Raw genomic sequence first — 15730 nt, 5'->3', positions numbered from 1 at the left:
ATGAAAATTTTATCACTGCTTACGGTGCTACTTTTTGGAGCGGTATGTGGCTTTGCAAATGATGGCAAAGTAAGAAGTATCGACATCTACGTCACGCCATACTACTCAGCAAATGCTGGCAAGGTGGAGTACGTCAAGGTCTATGACAAGATAGATGAGCTTTTAAAAAGTGGCAAAGAAGAGGACTTTAAAAAGGCTGAAAAGATCGTGCAAGACGCCCCACAAATGGTCTCTCCGATAACTCTTTTTGTTCTTTCAGCTCGCGCATACGATCTTGGACTTCGCGATGATGCGGTATTTTGGTTTTATGCGGCAAAAAATCGCGCGATCTTGCTAAGAGGCGTTATAGACATGGAGGGCGAGAAATTTACTGACGTGGTGGCCGCGATAGGGGCGTTTATGAAGCTTGTTGGCGACGTGGTCAATCCTTATGCATTTTGCGATATCAAAAAGCAACAAGAGATCGCTGATAAAGCGCTTGAATGGACTAAGAAAAATGCCTATGAAGCGATGTTCTCGCCAGAATTTAGCTCACCTCACGAAGATAGAAAAGCAGCCCTTGCAAAAGGCATAGAAAAGCTAGAAGCTCGCAATAAAAAAGAGAAAGATTACTTTTTAGATAAAGATAATCTTGCTAACTTTAAAGCTATGCGCAAGCAAAATGGCACTGATGAGAAATTTTGCTTCTAAATAGCGAGAAAAACTGAAAATTTGCTTGTAAATTTAGCTTTTGCTTTATGCTAAAAGGGCAAATTTACAAGCTATCTCTATTTTAGATGATAAATTTTAGCTCACTACAAATCTGCTTAAATTTCGCTCTTTTTCGTAAGAGTAGCAAAACCACAAAAATGAGAATAAAAAATGACTTTAAAATTTGGCGAACTTGAAAAAGTTGCAACAGATGAGGGTTTTATCTGGTATGCCCAGACGTGGCTAAAAAGCGAAATTTTTGGCCAAGTGCTCTTTTGCCTTATCTCGGCAAATGGGGCAGATGTGGACGATGAGACGATTTTGCTAGCAGAGCGAATCGCCGGCGATATTGACCGGTATGTAAAAGAGGCACTTATCTTTTTAAAAGATGAGCTTAGGCGAGGGTACTTTTTGAGCAAGGATGAGCTTAGAGCGCTTGATGTGCCAGTTTGCGATCTGCCGTTTGAGTCCCCACAGTGTACCTTTTATGCGCAAGATAGCCAGTGGCTGATGAGATTTGCTGAGGGTGCGCTTGATATTTGCGAGCCTTTTGGTATTGGGGTGATTTTTGAAGGTGAAAAGCCACTTCGTTTAGAAAATTTAGAGCTTAGCCAAGAGTGCTAATCACGGATAAATTTTTGCTTTTAAACGGTGAGATAAATTTGGTTGCTATTTTAGGTTTTTGTCCCAAAACAGCAAAAATTTACACTTATGCGTTGCAGCAGCAATAATCACTTGGATCTTTTTCTTTTGTGATCCTAGCTCTTAGGTCGTGACGGATGATCTCTATTGACCAGAACCATATCATGTGGCCGACAAATTCAGATACATGCTCGTACCAAGGGAGTGTCCAAAGTGGTGGAGTAAGCCCCAAAATAGGCAATGTGATCACGTGAACAGCGATATTTACGATAACACCAACTAGTAAGCCTTGCCATATTGTAATCTTTGGAAATTTCTCAGCCAAAACGCAATAAGCAACCGCAAAAACGATCGAAAATAATATATGCGTCATCATTACGTAGTTAAACGCATGCCCTGCAAACTCGTAAATGGCGGCATTTGGATCGGCTACTCCCAAATAATCCCTTAAAAATACATAAGGCGGATTTAAGAAATTTCTAGAGCAATCGATCGCATCGGCTGCTCTAATGGCACTCTCTGGTCCGCAAGCAGCGTTAAACATATCCATCGGACTTCTTGGAGGAAGTGGGAATTCCGCTCCCCATTTGACAAAGGCTGAGACAACACCAGCGATAAGGCCGATTAACGCAGCCAGAGCAAATCTAGGTTTTGTTACTAAATTTGACATTTAAACCCCTTCTTTAAATTTGCAAAATCTTATTGCAATTTACTTTATGATAAGATTAATCATTATTAAAAATATAAAAATATTTAAAAATTTTAATGGACTTAAAATCATAAAATTTTTAGCCATTTTTGGCTAGACTAAGAAAAAATTTAAAGGAGAATAGATGTCTAAAGAGTTTAAAGATGCAAATGAATTTAAGGAATTTTTTGAAGAATTTAGAAAAAAAGATGGCTATAAAGATCCGCTTGCTTTTGGTATCGCTAGGATCGATCGCGGACAAAAAAATACAGACAAAATTTTGCAAGCGACATTCGCTGTTGTAAATTACAAAGAGAGTTTTTTAAGCGCAGCTGCTTATATCTATGCTTTGCAAAAATGTGATGTTAAGGTTGATTTTAATGGTTCTGAATTTGTAGCCGATCTTACTCCAAAAGTGGTAAAAAAGGCTAGCAAGCTCTTTAGTGTCTTTGAAAAAGAGATAAGCTCTCATAAAAATGTACAAAATTTGCATGCCGTAAAAATGGCATTTGATGATGATCTTGAACTAAATGAGAATAAATTTAAGCTTGTGTTTTTGTTTGATGATGCAAAACCACTTAGCGTAGAGGCCGTATATCTCAAACTTTACTTGATCTCGCTTGGCAAGGTTGCACCTAGGACGATCGTGCTTGATGGAGCTTTTGGCGTGTTACCAAATGTTGCATGGACTAGCCAAAATACGCCGATTGAGCTTGAATGGCTAAGAGAAAATGAAATTTCTCTAAAGATGTTTGGCGAATATCCAGCGATCGTTAGTGTCGATAAATTCCCAAGATTTTTAAGCCACATCATCCCAGCTGATAATACGAGAATTTTAGACTCAGCCAAGGTTCGCATGGGTGCTGCCGTGCATCCTGGCACAGTCGTCATGCCAGGTGCTGCCTATATCAACTTTAACGCAGGTACAACTGGTGGCGTTATGGTTGAAGGCAGAGTCAGTAGCTCTGTCGTAGTTGGCGAGGGCAGTGACGTAGGCGGAGGGGCAAGCATACTTGGCGTGCTAAGTGGCACAAACGGCAACCCTGTAAGCATCGGCAAACACTGCTTGCTTGGCGCAAACTCAGTCACAGGCGTGCCTCTTGGCGATAACTGCATCGTGGATGCTGGCATAGCAGTGCTTGAAGGCACAAAGGTCTATATATCAGCTAGCGAGCGCGAAAAGCTAGCTATGCTAAATCCTAGCTTTAAATTTGAAGCTGAAATTTACAAAGCACTTGAGCTTGGCGGGCTAAACGGACTTCATTTTAGACAAAATAGCCAAACAGGCCAGATCACTGCAAGTGCGAGCAAAGGGGCGATCAAGCTAAATGAGGCACTTCATTAAAAGGAGCTAGCATGAAAGTTGGCATTTTGATGTTTGACAAGCTAAACCTACTAAGCTTTGCCAAAATTTATGATTTTTTACATAAATTTGAGGATTTTAATATCAAGACTTACGCACTAAAGCCTGAGATTGTCGATGAATTTGGCGTCAGGCTTCATCCAGAAATTTATGCTGAAAGCCTTTATGGTGTGGATATCTTAGTCGTGCCAGATGGCGTTGGAGCACTTGGATTAAGATACGATGAGATATTTTTAAGCTGGGTTAAAAGCTCAGCGAGTGCGAAATTTAAGATAGGTTTTGATCTTGGCGTACTTATCCTTGGTGGTGCTGGATTTTTAGAAGATAGAGAGGCTTGCATAAGGGGCGGATACAAAAATGCACTTAGTGACTACTGCGATGTTAATGATGCCAAGATGTGCGAAAGTAGGGGTGTCATAAGTGTTAGTGAATTCGATGATAGAATAAAAGAACAGCTGGCAACGATGCTGGGTAAAGATAAATTTTAATGGCTTTGACTCTTAAATTACGATAGAAATTTTATATTTTTAGTAAGATTATAGCTTGTTTATAGCGCTATTTACCGCTTGTAGGTGTGCTACATTATCCACTCTGTGAAATCAAAATTTAAATTATTTCCAAGCTTTGTTATCTGCTCTAAAATTTCATAATAATTTTTTCTATTTGCTTAAATAATGCTAGAGATAGAAAATGGCTTAACACCATCTTCTCTTAAAAAGTAGTGTGCCAAAGCCCTTGTTATGCGTCCATTACCGTCATCATAAGGATGGATGATCACAAACCAAAGGTGCGCTAAGGCGCTTTTTACATAGGCGTTTTCAGGGCTTTTATTGATAAAATTTAAAATTTTTCTCATCTCATCCTCTATGCGCTCTACTGGCAAGGCTTCGTAGTGAATTTGCACATTTTTTGAAGGACCTGAGACGACGCTCATCTCATCATCTCTAAATTTAGCTCTTTTTATCTTATAAGTTTTGCTTTGGATATATTCAAACAAGGCATTGTACCAGCCATGTAGCCACTCGAAGTTCATAGGGGCTTTGTTTAAATTTGCTTCAAGTATTAGCGAGACTAGGTTGTTGCTATGTCTAGTCGCATGAGTGTCAGCTAGCCAGTCAAAATTTTTATCTAGTCTCTTTTTTACCGATGAACGAATGTTTGATCTATTAAGCCTCTTGCCTTATATGAGAGATGAGCTTATTATTTCATCTTCAAGCGCATTAATTTGCGCTTTTAAAAGATCATTTCTAATGATCTTGCTTGTTATATCTTTTAAAATTTCGAGATCTTGCTCTAGTTTATTTGCAAGGGTGTTTATTATTCTTTTGTCGAAAGAAAAATTTGGGTAGTTAGGATGTTGCCATATCCATAGGTTTTGCATCAAATTTCTTTAAAAATTACGGCTTTTGTGCCTATCTATAAGGTCTTCTATAATCTCTTCTAGCGTCATTGTAGCCACGTCTATATCCACGCTCAAAACCATCATCGTAGTCGTCATCATTATAGTAGTCTCCGCGGTAACCACGTTGAAATCTATCAAATCTTTCGTACCCATTTTGATAGTATGGACGGTAGTTAGGAGGATATGGTGCATAGTTTGGATCAACAGGATAGTAGCCATTTGCACGGCAACTATCCTCATCGAATTTTTCTATTCCATTACGAAATTTATAGCTTTCTATTTTTTTATCAAAGCTATCAATACTTCTTATATCGCCATAAATTTTAGCCATTTCTCTTTGATTTATAAGACCACAAAGCCTAGCTTCAACTTTTTTTTCGTAACTCATAGAAAACAAAAAAGTTAATGAACAAAATAAAATGGCTATAAATTTCATACTAATCTCCTACTTTTAGGCTTCCACCTTTACCAAGACCACCTTTTACTGTTTGTGCTTTGTAGTCTTTTAGGGCAATAACTAATTGATTCATCGAATCAAGAAAAGCATTTACAAGTGTTTTTCCTTCAGGTGTTCTTGAATACGCGCCAAGTCCAGCACCAAGAGAAGCGCCAGCACCGCCACCCATGCCAAAGAAGTCAGTGCTAGAAGCTGAGCCAATAGCTGCCGCTAATTGAACACCTGAACGATTTTCTATAAGAACCAATGTGGTTTGTGTCTCTTTTGTTGAAAAACCACCAGCTATAGCACCTGCTACACTACCAAAAAGTGCTCCAACAAGAGCACCTGCACCGCCCGTATCTTCGTTACTAAAGAAAATTTCAGGGCGAATAGTATAATCAGCTGCTACCATTTTACCTTTGCCAAAACCAGAACCACTACGTAGTTCGCCTGATCTATCAAGTGCACGCTCTTGCATCATATTATCCATCATAGCGCCACGTTCAACTATAACAAAACAACCAGTTTGTTGTGCAAGAAGGCGTAAAACAGGAATAGTTGATGTGAGCTTGTAGTTGCGTGTTAAATATGAATACCAGTCAGAATTCTGATCTTCGTAAAACGCAAGTGTTCCAAGAGTGCTACTACACTTTTCTATTTTTGTGTTAGCGTTTTTGTTGTTGCTACCAGCAGCACTGCCAGTTACGCCATTGTTGTTGCCAGTTGCGCAACCGCTTAAAAGTAAAACTCCAAGACCTACGCTTAGTAAAGATGAACTTAACTTCATTTTTATCCTTAATATTTAAGTTGGTCTTAGCATTATATATAAGCAAATATTATAAAAATATTAATATAAAATTTATGTTTAATAACATAAATGCAAAATTATTTTTCACAAAAATTTAAGTAGCCAGCAAGATGCCAGCCACACGAGTTATTCGACAGTCACGCTTTTTGCGAGATTTCTTGGCATATCGACGTTGTTGCCAAGTCTAACAGAAATTTCAAGTGCAAGTAGCTGAAGTACAAGCATCATCTCAAAAAATTCGCTCATATAGTGATCTTGCGCGCTTGTTTTTACGTAGTCATCGCTTAGCTCAAACTCAAGTGGACTTATAGCTAGGATGTAAGCATCTCTTGCGGCAAGCTCTTCTACATTGCTCTTTGTCTTTTCATAGAGTAAATTTTGAGGCATAAGCGCTATGGTAAATAGCTTCTCATCTGCAAGTGCGATAGGGCCGTGTTTCATCTCACCTGATGGATAGCCTTCGGCGTGAAGATATGAAATTTCTTTAAGCTTTAGCGCACCTTCAAGTGCCAGCGGATAGAAGATGTCTCTGCCGATGAAGAAGAAGCCATGACCGTGCAAATAGTGCTTGCTTAGGCGGTGAAGCTTCTCTTGAAGAGAGTTATTGATATTTAAAATTTGTGGAATGTGAAGAAGCGTTTTGATCTCGTGATCAAGCTCTTTTTTGCTGATAGAATTTTTAGCTGCCGCCATTTGAAGCACAAGCATCCAAAGCACGATGATCTGCGTTGCAAAAGCTTTTGTGCTTGCCACACCTTTTTCGATGCCAGCACGAGTTAGAAGTGTATTGTCAGCTAGCCTAACGATAGATGAGTTATCGACGTTGCAAATCGCAAGCGTTCTAAGCCCAGCCTCTTTAGCTATCCTAAGTGCTTCAAGAGTGTCGGCTGTCTCGCCACTTTGTGAGATGACGATGAAGAGCGAGTTTTTGTTTAGATAAGGCTTTCTGTATCTAAATTCACTTGCCACTTCGACCTTTGTTCTAACTTTGGCAAGTCTTTCAAAAAGATAGCTTGCGGTTAGCGCTGCATGGTAGCTCGTACCGCACGCACAAAGCACGACATCATCGATACCTTTTAGGTATTCATCGTCTAAATTTTCAAGGGTGACTTTGTGGTTTTTGACTCTGCCCATGATGGTTTCAGATACGACCGCACCTTGCTCGTAAATTTCTTTCTCCATAAAAAATGTATAGCCCTCTTTTTGGGCATAGCTCTTATCTTTTGGTAAAGCATTAAACGTTATGCTTGCCTTTTTGCCGTGTTTAAAAACGGCAATCTCGTCTAAACTAACATAGCCGTAATTATTGTCATCAAGATATGCAACTTCAGTTGCGTTACCGATAAGTGGGGCATCTGATGAGGCAAAATATAGCTCTTTTTTGTCGCTTTTGCCTATCGCCATAGGAGCGGCATCTTTTGCGAAAAATATCTTATCAGGTGCAGTTTTGGTGATAAGTAGCGTCGCGTATGCACCTCTTAGCTTTGCGATAGTCGCCTCATAAGCTTTAAATGGGTCTTTTTTCTCTTTTAAAATTTCTTCAAAAAGATGCACGATCACTTCGGTGTCGGTTTGGCTGACAAATTTCACGCCCTTTGCTTCAAGCTCATCTTTAAGCTCTTTATAGTTTTCGATGATGCCATTGTGAACGACAAATGAGTGCTCGCCAAGGTGCGGATGAGCGTTTATCTCAGTTGGTTTGCCGTGCGTCGCCCAGCGTGTGTGACCTATTGCCACACCAAAGCCAGTTGATGTAAAGTCCTTTGTCTTTAGGGCTAAATTTTCAAGCTTGCCAACCGCCTTAAAAAAATCAATCTTGCCATCACTCATCACAGCCATACCAGCGCTGTCGTATCCGCGATACTCAAGCTCTTTTAGACCGCTTAAAATGACCTCTTTTTTCTCTTTATCTCCGATGTATCCTACGATTCCACACATGTTTTACTCGCTTATTAATAAATTTAATATCTCTTCGCCTTTACTCTCAAGTCGTTCGTTTTTCTCGATCAAAAAGAGATTTCTTGTTCTATTTTTGACCGTTTGAATTCTAGCACTCGTGACTTGAAAATGAAGCCTGTCAAAAATACTCATCACATAAGCCATTAGCCCACGCTGATCTTTTGCGTTGATGCTAAGTTTGGCGTAATCTTTTGAGTGATTTAGCTCGAAGTTTATCTCATCTTTGTTAATGTTTGGTTTCAAAGGCTCTTTTAAAACTTCGCTATTTAGGGATTTTAGAGCTAAATTTTTAGTATTTTCAAGCTCCTCTTTTTTAACATTTTGGTTAAAATCAAGCCTGATATAAAATTTTTTCTCAAATAGCTCAAAAATTTCCATGTATGCTAGGTCAAATTTGGCAAATTCATAGAGCAGGGCGCTTAAATTTAGGCTCTTTTTTGTATAAATCTGAATGCTTAAATTTTTAGAGTTATTTATAAAAATTTCTGTCGTATCTAAGCTATCTGCAACCTTGCTTAAATTTATGATCTCGCTCGCACTATATTTTATAAAGACAAGATTTGATGTGATTTTAAAAATTTTCTCTTGCAAGCTTGACTCAAGCGCTAAAAACTCACTATTTCGTTTTATAGACTGCTCTTTTTTTACGCGTCTTGTCGCTTCATCTAGTAAATTTTCATCGTTAAATGCACTAAGAGAAATTTCATAAAGTTCTCTTAAAAGCTTTGCAGTATAGGCGTTATAGAGCCTCTCGTTTGTGGCGTTTATCACGCAGTAGCTAAGGATGTAAAGCAGTTTTAAAACCTGCTTGTCGCCAAGCTTTGAGATAAAAGCAAATATAACGCGTTGCGAATAAATGTCCTCTCTGTTTGAGACATTGCTCATTAGCGTGTGGTATTTTATCAAGATGACGCCGATATTTACGGCTTTTTGGCTTAAATTTAGCTTGTTTGCGTAGGCTCTAAAGATATTAGCACCGATATTTGCGTGGTCTTTGCCAAGCCCCTTGCCAACGTCGTGCATTAAAGTCACGATCTTTAGCATCGTCTTGCCCTCCAAACAAAGCTCGGTATAGAGATTTTTTATAAATTTATCTTTTATATTTTCAAGAAATTTTACACTTAAAATGCTATGCTCATCGACCGTAAATTCGTGATAGCCGTCGTACTGAGCTAGCTGGCTGATGTGCTCCATTGGCTTTATTAAAATTTGTATCATTTGCGCATCGAGCAATGATTTTAAAATTGCGTAGGAATTTTTTCTTAAAAATATCTTTTTAAACTCGCTGATAGCGCGCTCTAAGTCACTTTTTGTGATAATGGCTCGCTTGATGTAAAAGATCGCACTTATGTCAAATTTATAATCCACATCTTTTAGCTCCAAAAGCTCAGTTATTAGATTTTCAATGAGAGCTGGCTTTTTATGAAGTGGTACGTAGATAACGCCATTTATCTCGTAAAAGCCATTTTTTAGCCTTGCAAATTTTCTCTGATCAAAATTTAGCTCACTTTTGAAAAATGGCCTGCAAAGAGAAGCGACGATAAACCTCGAATAAATAGCGACATTATTCATCGAGCTTAGCATTTTTTGGCTAATAACGCTTTCGTTATCTTGAAGCTTTTTGGACTTTGTTTGCATGAAATTTGTCGTGATCTCAACGCTTGAAGCGCTAAAAGTATCAGAATTTTGCGTCAAATTTAAGGTGGTTAGTAGGCTTAGTAAAAAGTCCACATTTAGGTTAAAGCTAGCGATCTCTTTTTCATTCATCACTTTTAGGGCTTGTGATCTAACTGAAATGTCGCTATCAAGGTAGTTTAGTATGCAGTTTAGGTGATAAATTTCATCTATCCCGCCAAAGCCACTTTTTAAATTTGGCTCTTGGGCTAAGTAGCTGATGCTAGAAAATGGCAAGAATGCCTTTAAATGGTAGTTTAAAAAGGCTTTTTTATCAAATTCTTTTAATTTTACGATCTCGCTTTTTACTAGGCGGTAGAGACTTTTTGAACCACAGATATATCGGACTTGCGATGTTTCGCTTTTAAATTTGAGATCATCTTTGTAATTTGTAAAAATTTCATCTATTTCAACACTTTTTATATAAAAATTTATTCCAGAGCTACTTAAAATTTCGCTAAATTCTTTTAAGAAATTCTTTATGTTGTAGCCTTTTAAATTTTTATAAACTAGTAAAATTTCAAGCTCACTATTTGCGCTAAGTAAGGTTTGGGCGTATTTTCCAGTAGCTAGAGCGCTAAAAGCAAAGCTGTCATTTTGTGGTACAAAATCATCAAAAAAATCTCGCATAGTTTCATTTAAATAAGATTTTATAAAATCATCATATTCTTTGGCTAAAAAATTTGCAAAATTTCTACCCTGATTTTTTTGAAAATGTTTTGGTAAATTTGCCTTAAAATCAAGAAATTTCTCTTTGATTTTTAAATAATTATCGCTATTTTTGGTACTTTTATCGGCCAGCATTTAATGTTTCCATTGTTAAAAATATCTTGGCAAATGTTACATAATTTTTGCAAAAACAAAGCTTTATTTGCCTATAATAAAGCCTTAAGTTCAGCTTTAGGACGATAAAGATAATGAATCTATTACAAAAACTAGAAAGTGGCGAGAGATTAAGCAAGCAAGAGGCTTTTTCGCTTTATGAGCTTGATCTTTTTACGTTAGCTAAATTTGCCGACAAAAAGCGCAGAAAACTGCACGGCAACAAGGTCTTTTTTAATGTAAATCGCCATATCAATCCAACAAATATCTGTGCTGATATCTGTAAATTTTGCGCATTTTCGGCTCACAGAAAAAATCCAAATCCATACTTAATGAGCCACGAAGAGATTTTAAAGATCGTTGATGAGAGCGTGAGCCACGGCGTAAAGGAGATACACATCGTATCAGCTCATAACGCAAAAAGTGGCTGGCAGTGGTATTTAGAGATTTTTAAAAAGATAAAGGCAGCTCATCCAGAGCTTCATGTAAAGGCGATGACGGCAGCTGAGATCGACTTTTTGTCAAGACACTACGGCTTAAGCTATGATGAGGTGATAGAGAAGATGCTCGAATACGGCGTCGATAGCATGCCAGGCGGCGGGGCTGAAATTTTTGATGAAGAGGTCAGGGCTAAAATTTGCAAAGGCAAAGTAAGTAGTGAAAACTGGCTCAAAATCCACAAAATGTGGCACGACCACGGCAAACAAAGCAACGCGACAATGCTTTTTGGGCATATAGAAAGTCGCGATAATAGGATCGATCATATGCTAAGGATCAGGGACTTGCAAGATGAAACTGGCGGTTTTAACGCATTTATACCGCTAGTTTATCAAAGAGAAAACAACTACTTAAAAGATGTTAAATTTTTAGGATCAGCTGAAATTTTAAAGACTCTGGCGATCTCACGTCTTGTGCTTGATAATGTTCCACACATTAAAGCTTACTGGGCTACTTCGACGCTAAATTTGGCGATGATCGCTCAGGAATTTGGTGCTGATGATCTTGATGGCACGATAGAAAAAGAGAGCATCCAAAGTGCAGCTGGTGCAAATAGCGCAAATGGCGTTACACTAAAGACATTTTGTGATCTTATTAAAACATCTGGTTTTACGCCGGTTGAGCGTGATAGCTTATATAACGAACTTAAAATTTACTAAAAGGAGCTTGGGGTGAAATTTTTTGACTTAGCACAAAACAAAACAAGTGTGAAACAGGAATTTGGAGCGGGACTTACGACATTTTTAGCGATGATGTATATCGTGCCGGTAAATGCGATCATTATGAGCAAAACTGGCATGCCTTATGAGGCACTAATCACTGCAACAGCGCTAATTACCATATTTTCTACGATATTAAATGGTCTTTGGGCAAACACGCCAGTTGCGATGAGCGTTGGCATGGGGCTTAATGCTTATTTTACATTTGGTCTTTGCATCGGCATGAAAGTACCTTGGCAAACGGCTCTTGGCGTTGTTTTTCTAAGCGGTGTGATATTTGTCGTCTTGTCTTTTACAAATTTTAGGATGTGGATAATTAGATCCATCCCGCTTGATCTAAGAAGGGCGATAAGCGCTGGCATAGGCACCTTTATCAGCTTTGTGGCGTTTCAACAAATGGGCTTTATCGTAAATAGCGACGCAGTTTTGGTTAGCATAGGAAATTTCAAAGATCCAAACGTGCTTCTTGGTGTTTTAGGACTATTTTTAGTTATTTGCTTTTGGGCGTGGAAGATAAAGGGCGCGTTTATCCTAGCTGTGCTTACTACTTCAGTAATAGCTTGGGTGCTTGGTATAGCTCCTCATCCAACAGAAATTTTCTCAACTCCAGCCTCTATCTCTCCGATATTTTTAGAGCTTGACATAAAAGGTGCGCTTAGCCTAGCCTTGCTGCCAGTTGTTATCACATTTTTTGTGACCGATCTTTTTGACTCGATAGGCACACTAGCTGGTGTAGGCACGAGGGCTGGAATTTTTGATGAAAACAAAAAAGATGGCGTCGTAAAACTTGAAAAAACTCTTGAAGCTGACGCTATTGCTACGGCAGCTGGCTCACTTGTAGGCGTAAGTACGACCACATCGTTTGTAGAGAGTGCTAGCGGTGTAGAAGAGGGTGGTAGAACTGGTCTAACGGCTGTGTTTTGCGGACTTTTATTTATACTTACATTATTTATGTTGCCACTTTTTAAAGCGATCCCTGGCAATGCCATCTATCCGATCCTTGTAATGGTTGGTGTGCTTATGTTTGCCGAGCTTGCTAGTATAAATTTCAAAGATCCAGCCATTGCAGTTGCGACATTTTTCATAGTTGTACTCATACCACTTACTTACTCGATCACAAACGGCCTTGCATTTGGTTTTATGTCATACGTCATAGTTAAGCTCATAAAGAGAGAATTTAGCGATATAAATTTAGGCGTAGTCGTACTAGCGCTCATTAGTTTTATCGTATTTTTAGTGCATTGATAAGGATGAAAGATGATATTTTATAGCTACGATGAATTTGCTGTTGATACTAAAAAGATGGCAAAACAGATAAAAGATGAGTTTGATCCAGAGGTGATACTAGCTGTGGCAAGAGGCGGTCTAACGCTTGGCCACTCGCTAGCTGTTGCGCTTAATAATAGAAATTTATTTACCCTAAATTCTATCCATTATGAAGATACAAACAAGCTTGATACGATTAATATCTTTAACGTACCAGATCTTAGCAAATACACTAAAATTTTGCTCGTCGATGACATCATCGATAGTGGTGAGAGCATGGTCGAGATAAAAAGAGAGCTACTTAAGCTTTATCCAAATTTAGATATAAAAATAGCGACCGTCTTTTATAAAGAGAAGGCTTTGCTTTTGCCAGAATTTAAGGTAAAAGAGGCTCACGATTGGATCGAGTTTTTTTGGGATATACATATTTAAGGAAAATTTTTGCTAGATAAATTTAGAGAATTTGTTGGACATCACGTCGCTTTTAGCGTATTTTTAATATGTTTGATCGATTGTATATTTTTACTTTATACGGCAAATTCTCTTAGTATAAGTTATAGTGAAGCTGAAATTTTTTTTAACAAACAAAATTTTCTTAGCCATGTTTTAAACTTAAGCGTTCAAATTTTTGGTCAAACGGATATTGCTCTAAGATCCGTGATGATCGCTTTTCATATCATAAGCGTCGTTTTAATGTATAAGATAAGCAAATTTTATATTAAATTAGAGTTTGACAGACTTATTGCGGTATTGCTTTTTATCTTACTTCCTGGTACGCTAGCTTCAGCCCTTATCGTCAATAATGCTGGGCTTTGCGTTATGCTGGCGCTCTTATGTACATACTTTTTTCATGTTAAAAATAAAATTTTATTTGTAACATTTTTTTGTCTTTCTTTTTTTATAGATGGCGATTTTTTGATATTTTACGCAGGATTTTTTATATTTTCACTTTATAAAAGGAAACCACCGCTTGCTTGGCTAAGTGCTATTTTATTTTTACTCACGCTTTACTTTTTTGGTTTTGATACAAATGGTAGGCCAAGTGGGCACTTTATCGATACTTTTGGTATCTTTGCCGCTGTTTTTTCGCCGTTTATTTTTATCTTTTTTGTCTATACGATTTATAGAATTTGGGTTAAGGAAAAGAAGGATCTTTTATGGTTTATTGCGATTTGCTCATTTTGCTTTTGCATGATAGTCTCAGTGCGTCAAAGGCTAGAGCTTGAGCAGTTTTTGCCGTTTTGTGTGATCGCAACGCCACTTATGGTAAGAGTATTTTTTAATTCGTATCGCGTAAGATTGCCAAAATTTAGAAAAGGCTATAAAATTTGTACGACCTTAGTGATGCTTTTTTTAGCCTTAAACTGGTCGATAATCGTATTTAATCAAATTTTTTACCTATTTTTAGATAACCCAACAAAGCATTTTGTCTATAAATTTGATGTTGTGAAAGAGCTTGCTGATAAATTAAAAGAAGCGGAAATTAAGGATTTATACACTGATAATAAAAAGCTTGCATTAAGACTTAAATTTTATGGTATAGATGTAAGAGATGAGTCTAAAAATTTATTAGTAAGCGCCGATCTAGATGGAGAATCAAAATTTTGCATAGAAAAAATGGGAAAAGTAATTGCAAATTTTGACATAAGAGGCAGGTAGATGCATAAAAATAGGGGTTTTACCGTTATAGAGCTTATCTTTGTAATTATTGCCGTGGGCATACTTGCAGCAATGATCATACCAAGGCTAGAAATAAACGGAGCTAGAGAGGCAGCTACACAGATGCTAGCGCATATAAGGTACGCCCAGCACCTTGCCATGCAAGATGATAAATTTGTTCATTCAGAAAATGAAAAAATTTGGTTTAAAATGAGATGGGGGATAGCTATTAATGATACCAGTTTGCAAGAGTGCTCAGTAGATGAGCCTGGGGTTAAATCTTGGAAATATAGTATTTTTTATGATAAAAGAGGTAGTGGTAATAAATTTAGCGGTAACTTAAATTCCAAAGAAGAGGTTGCCATCGATACACAAAAATCAAACAAATTCTTAAGTGCGGGCTGGAGAGGCATTCCTCAATCTTATTGCAATAAAATTAATATAGATTTAAATATTGAAAAAAAATATGGCATAAAATCGGTTAAATTTGTCGGTAGTTGCGGAAAAGGCAAAACGCAAACCATTGATTTTGATGAATTAGGTAGGCCTATGAGAGTGGTAAGTGTTACTGGCAATAAAGGAGCAAAAAGGCCTTATTCAAGACTATTAAAAGGTGATTGTAAGATAGTTTTAACAGATAAAAATAATAATGTGGCCTCTATAAATATAGAAAAAAGAAGTGGATACGCACATATAAACTAAACCCTATAAAACCCACTAATAAAAATACACAATTTAAAATTTTTAAGCGCCTAATAATTTTTTCTAAAATTCCCTAATTATTTCAACTATCTTTAAGTATTGCTCATATATAATTCCAGCTCACGAAACGAGAAACCACCTTTAACTTCATTGGTTAATAAAGCCTTTTCTTTTTATCGTTGTTCTTTTAACTTACAATTGTTAAACTATTAGTCAATCTTTGAAATCTAAACAAGTGATCGATTGAGCCAGTCTATTATTTTATAATTTATAATAGATTAGACAAACTAATAAATAAAACTAAAAGTTTTTTTGATTAAAAACTTCATAATAAAATCCTATCAAATAAATTTTGCTAGGTAATTAATATGGAGAGTTTGATCCTGGCTCAGAGTGAAC

At 37.3% G+C, this 15730-nt stretch carries 16 protein-coding genes; 9 read left to right on the top strand and 7 right to left on the bottom strand.

Annotation, left to right across the window (positions count from 1 at the left end; genetic code table 11):
- Together F3G66_RS00175 and F3G66_RS00170 are read left to right on the top strand one after the other, a co-directional pair.
- Positions 1-690: a cytochrome-c oxidase gene (locus tag F3G66_RS00175; RefSeq protein ID WP_103628670.1), complete on the top strand. Its 690-nt coding sequence runs from the start codon at positions 1-3 to the stop codon at positions 688-690.
- A 171-nt stretch (positions 691-861) separates the two neighbouring features.
- Positions 862-1314 carry a hypothetical protein gene (locus tag F3G66_RS00170; protein ID WP_149706747.1) on the top strand — a complete coding sequence of 151 codons (453 nt, stop codon included), beginning with the start codon at positions 862-864 and terminating at the stop codon, positions 1312-1314.
- A gap of 85 nt (positions 1315-1399) precedes the next feature.
- Here the strand turns inward: F3G66_RS00170 and F3G66_RS00165 are convergent, their stop codons facing one another.
- A complete protein-coding gene (locus F3G66_RS00165) occupies positions 1400-2002 on the bottom strand; it encodes a YagU family protein (RefSeq protein WP_084109298.1) in 603 nt (200 codons plus the stop codon).
- Positions 2003-2165: 163 nt separating this feature from the next.
- On the opposite strand from F3G66_RS00165, the gene F3G66_RS00160 reads away from it, so the two are divergent.
- Both F3G66_RS00160 and F3G66_RS00155 read left to right on the top strand, forming a co-directional pair.
- Positions 2166-3365: a 2,3,4,5-tetrahydropyridine-2,6-carboxylate N-succinyltransferase gene (locus F3G66_RS00160; RefSeq protein ID WP_149706746.1), complete on the top strand. Its 1200-nt coding sequence runs from the start codon at positions 2166-2168 to the stop codon at positions 3363-3365.
- Positions 3366-3376: 11 nt separating this feature from the next.
- Positions 3377-3871: a type 1 glutamine amidotransferase family protein gene (locus tag F3G66_RS00155; protein ID WP_149706745.1), complete on the top strand. Its 495-nt coding sequence runs from the start codon at positions 3377-3379 to the stop codon at positions 3869-3871.
- Between the two features lie 179 nt (positions 3872-4050).
- On the opposite strand, the gene F3G66_RS00150 is transcribed toward F3G66_RS00155, so the two are convergent.
- The 6 genes from F3G66_RS00150 to F3G66_RS00125 form a co-directional block, all read right to left on the bottom strand.
- Positions 4051-4416 carry a Fic family protein gene (locus F3G66_RS00150; protein WP_149706744.1) on the bottom strand — a complete coding sequence of 122 codons (366 nt, stop codon included), beginning with the start codon at positions 4414-4416 and terminating at the stop codon, positions 4051-4053.
- A gap of 147 nt (positions 4417-4563) precedes the next feature.
- Complete coding sequence (locus tag F3G66_RS00145) at positions 4564-4764, bottom strand: DUF4172 domain-containing protein (protein WP_149706743.1); 201 nt, start codon at positions 4762-4764, stop codon at positions 4564-4566.
- Positions 4765-4795: 31 nt separating this feature from the next.
- Complete coding sequence (locus F3G66_RS00140; RefSeq protein ID WP_149706742.1) at positions 4796-5221, bottom strand: gamma-glutamyl phosphate reductase; 426 nt, start codon at positions 5219-5221, stop codon at positions 4796-4798.
- Between the two features lies 1 nt (position 5222).
- Positions 5223-6011 carry a peptidoglycan-binding protein gene (locus F3G66_RS00135; RefSeq protein ID WP_103579085.1) on the bottom strand — a complete coding sequence of 263 codons (789 nt, stop codon included), beginning with the start codon at positions 6009-6011 and terminating at the stop codon, positions 5223-5225.
- A gap of 147 nt (positions 6012-6158) precedes the next feature.
- Positions 6159-7970, bottom strand: coding sequence for a glutamine--fructose-6-phosphate transaminase (isomerizing) (gene glmS, locus F3G66_RS00130; RefSeq protein WP_149706741.1), 1812 nt, complete (start codon positions 7968-7970; stop codon positions 6159-6161).
- 3 nt (positions 7971-7973) lie between these two features.
- The gene (locus tag F3G66_RS00125) at positions 7974-10469 is read right to left on the bottom strand and encodes an HD domain-containing protein (protein ID WP_149706740.1); all 2496 of its coding nucleotides are present in this window, start codon (positions 10467-10469) and stop codon (positions 7974-7976) included.
- A 110-nt stretch (positions 10470-10579) separates the two neighbouring features.
- Here F3G66_RS00125 and mqnE point away from each other — a divergent pair, with 110 nt between their 5' ends.
- The 5 genes from mqnE to F3G66_RS00100 are packed head-to-tail and all read left to right on the top strand — an operon-like array spanning position 10580 to position 15331.
- On the top strand, positions 10580-11644 hold the full coding sequence (mqnE, locus tag F3G66_RS00120; RefSeq protein WP_149706739.1) for an aminofutalosine synthase MqnE: 1065 nt from the start codon (positions 10580-10582) through the stop codon (positions 11642-11644).
- A gap of 12 nt (positions 11645-11656) precedes the next feature.
- A complete protein-coding gene (locus F3G66_RS00115) occupies positions 11657-12949 on the top strand; it encodes an NCS2 family permease (protein WP_149706738.1) in 1293 nt (430 codons plus the stop codon).
- Positions 12950-12961: 12 nt separating this feature from the next.
- A complete protein-coding gene (locus F3G66_RS00110) occupies positions 12962-13402 on the top strand; it encodes a phosphoribosyltransferase (RefSeq protein WP_149706737.1) in 441 nt (146 codons plus the stop codon).
- A gap of 9 nt (positions 13403-13411) precedes the next feature.
- Positions 13412-14629 carry a glycosyltransferase family protein gene (locus tag F3G66_RS00105; protein WP_149706736.1) on the top strand — a complete coding sequence of 406 codons (1218 nt, stop codon included), beginning with the start codon at positions 13412-13414 and terminating at the stop codon, positions 14627-14629.
- The gene (locus tag F3G66_RS00100; protein ID WP_149706735.1) at positions 14630-15331 is read left to right on the top strand and encodes a pilus assembly FimT family protein; all 702 of its coding nucleotides are present in this window, start codon (positions 14630-14632) and stop codon (positions 15329-15331) included.
- Positions 15332-15730 lie beyond the last annotated feature (399 nt).

Source organism: Campylobacter concisus (assembly GCF_902460665.1).
GTDB classification, from domain to species: domain Bacteria; phylum Campylobacterota; class Campylobacteria; order Campylobacterales; family Campylobacteraceae; genus Campylobacter_A; species Campylobacter_A concisus_AL.
Note: the sequence above shows the minus strand (reverse complement) of the source record. Positions and strands in the feature narration are given on the sequence as shown.

What these genes read in the sequence shown, in the direction of transcription:
- F3G66_RS00155 (WP_149706745.1), top strand. Translation starts at nt 3,377, where the DNA reads ATGAAAGTTGGCATTTTGATGTTTGACAAGCTAAACCTACTAAGCTTT.
- F3G66_RS00100 (WP_149706735.1), top strand. Translation starts at nt 14,630, where the DNA reads ATGCATAAAAATAGGGGTTTTACCGTTATAGAGCTTATCTTTGTAATT.
- F3G66_RS00145 (WP_149706743.1), bottom strand. Translation starts at nt 4,764, where the DNA reads ATGCAAAACCTATGGATATGGCAACATCCTAACTACCCAAATTTTTCT.
- F3G66_RS00165 (WP_084109298.1), bottom strand. Translation starts at nt 2,002, where the DNA reads ATGTCAAATTTAGTAACAAAACCTAGATTTGCTCTGGCTGCGTTAATC.
- F3G66_RS00140 (WP_149706742.1), bottom strand. Translation starts at nt 5,221, where the DNA reads ATGAAATTTATAGCCATTTTATTTTGTTCATTAACTTTTTTGTTTTCT.
- F3G66_RS00135 (WP_103579085.1), bottom strand. Translation starts at nt 6,011, where the DNA reads ATGAAGTTAAGTTCATCTTTACTAAGCGTAGGTCTTGGAGTTTTACTT.
- F3G66_RS00150 (WP_149706744.1), bottom strand. Translation starts at nt 4,416, where the DNA reads ATGAACTTCGAGTGGCTACATGGCTGGTACAATGCCTTGTTTGAATAT.
- F3G66_RS00110 (WP_149706737.1), top strand. Translation starts at nt 12,962, where the DNA reads ATGATATTTTATAGCTACGATGAATTTGCTGTTGATACTAAAAAGATG.
- F3G66_RS00160 (WP_149706746.1), top strand. Translation starts at nt 2,166, where the DNA reads ATGTCTAAAGAGTTTAAAGATGCAAATGAATTTAAGGAATTTTTTGAA.
- F3G66_RS00125 (WP_149706740.1), bottom strand. Translation starts at nt 10,469, where the DNA reads ATGCTGGCCGATAAAAGTACCAAAAATAGCGATAATTATTTAAAAATC.
- F3G66_RS00175 (WP_103628670.1), top strand. Translation starts at nt 1, where the DNA reads ATGAAAATTTTATCACTGCTTACGGTGCTACTTTTTGGAGCGGTATGT.
- F3G66_RS00170 (WP_149706747.1), top strand. Translation starts at nt 862, where the DNA reads ATGACTTTAAAATTTGGCGAACTTGAAAAAGTTGCAACAGATGAGGGT.
- glmS (WP_149706741.1), bottom strand. Translation starts at nt 7,970, where the DNA reads ATGTGTGGAATCGTAGGATACATCGGAGATAAAGAGAAAAAAGAGGTC.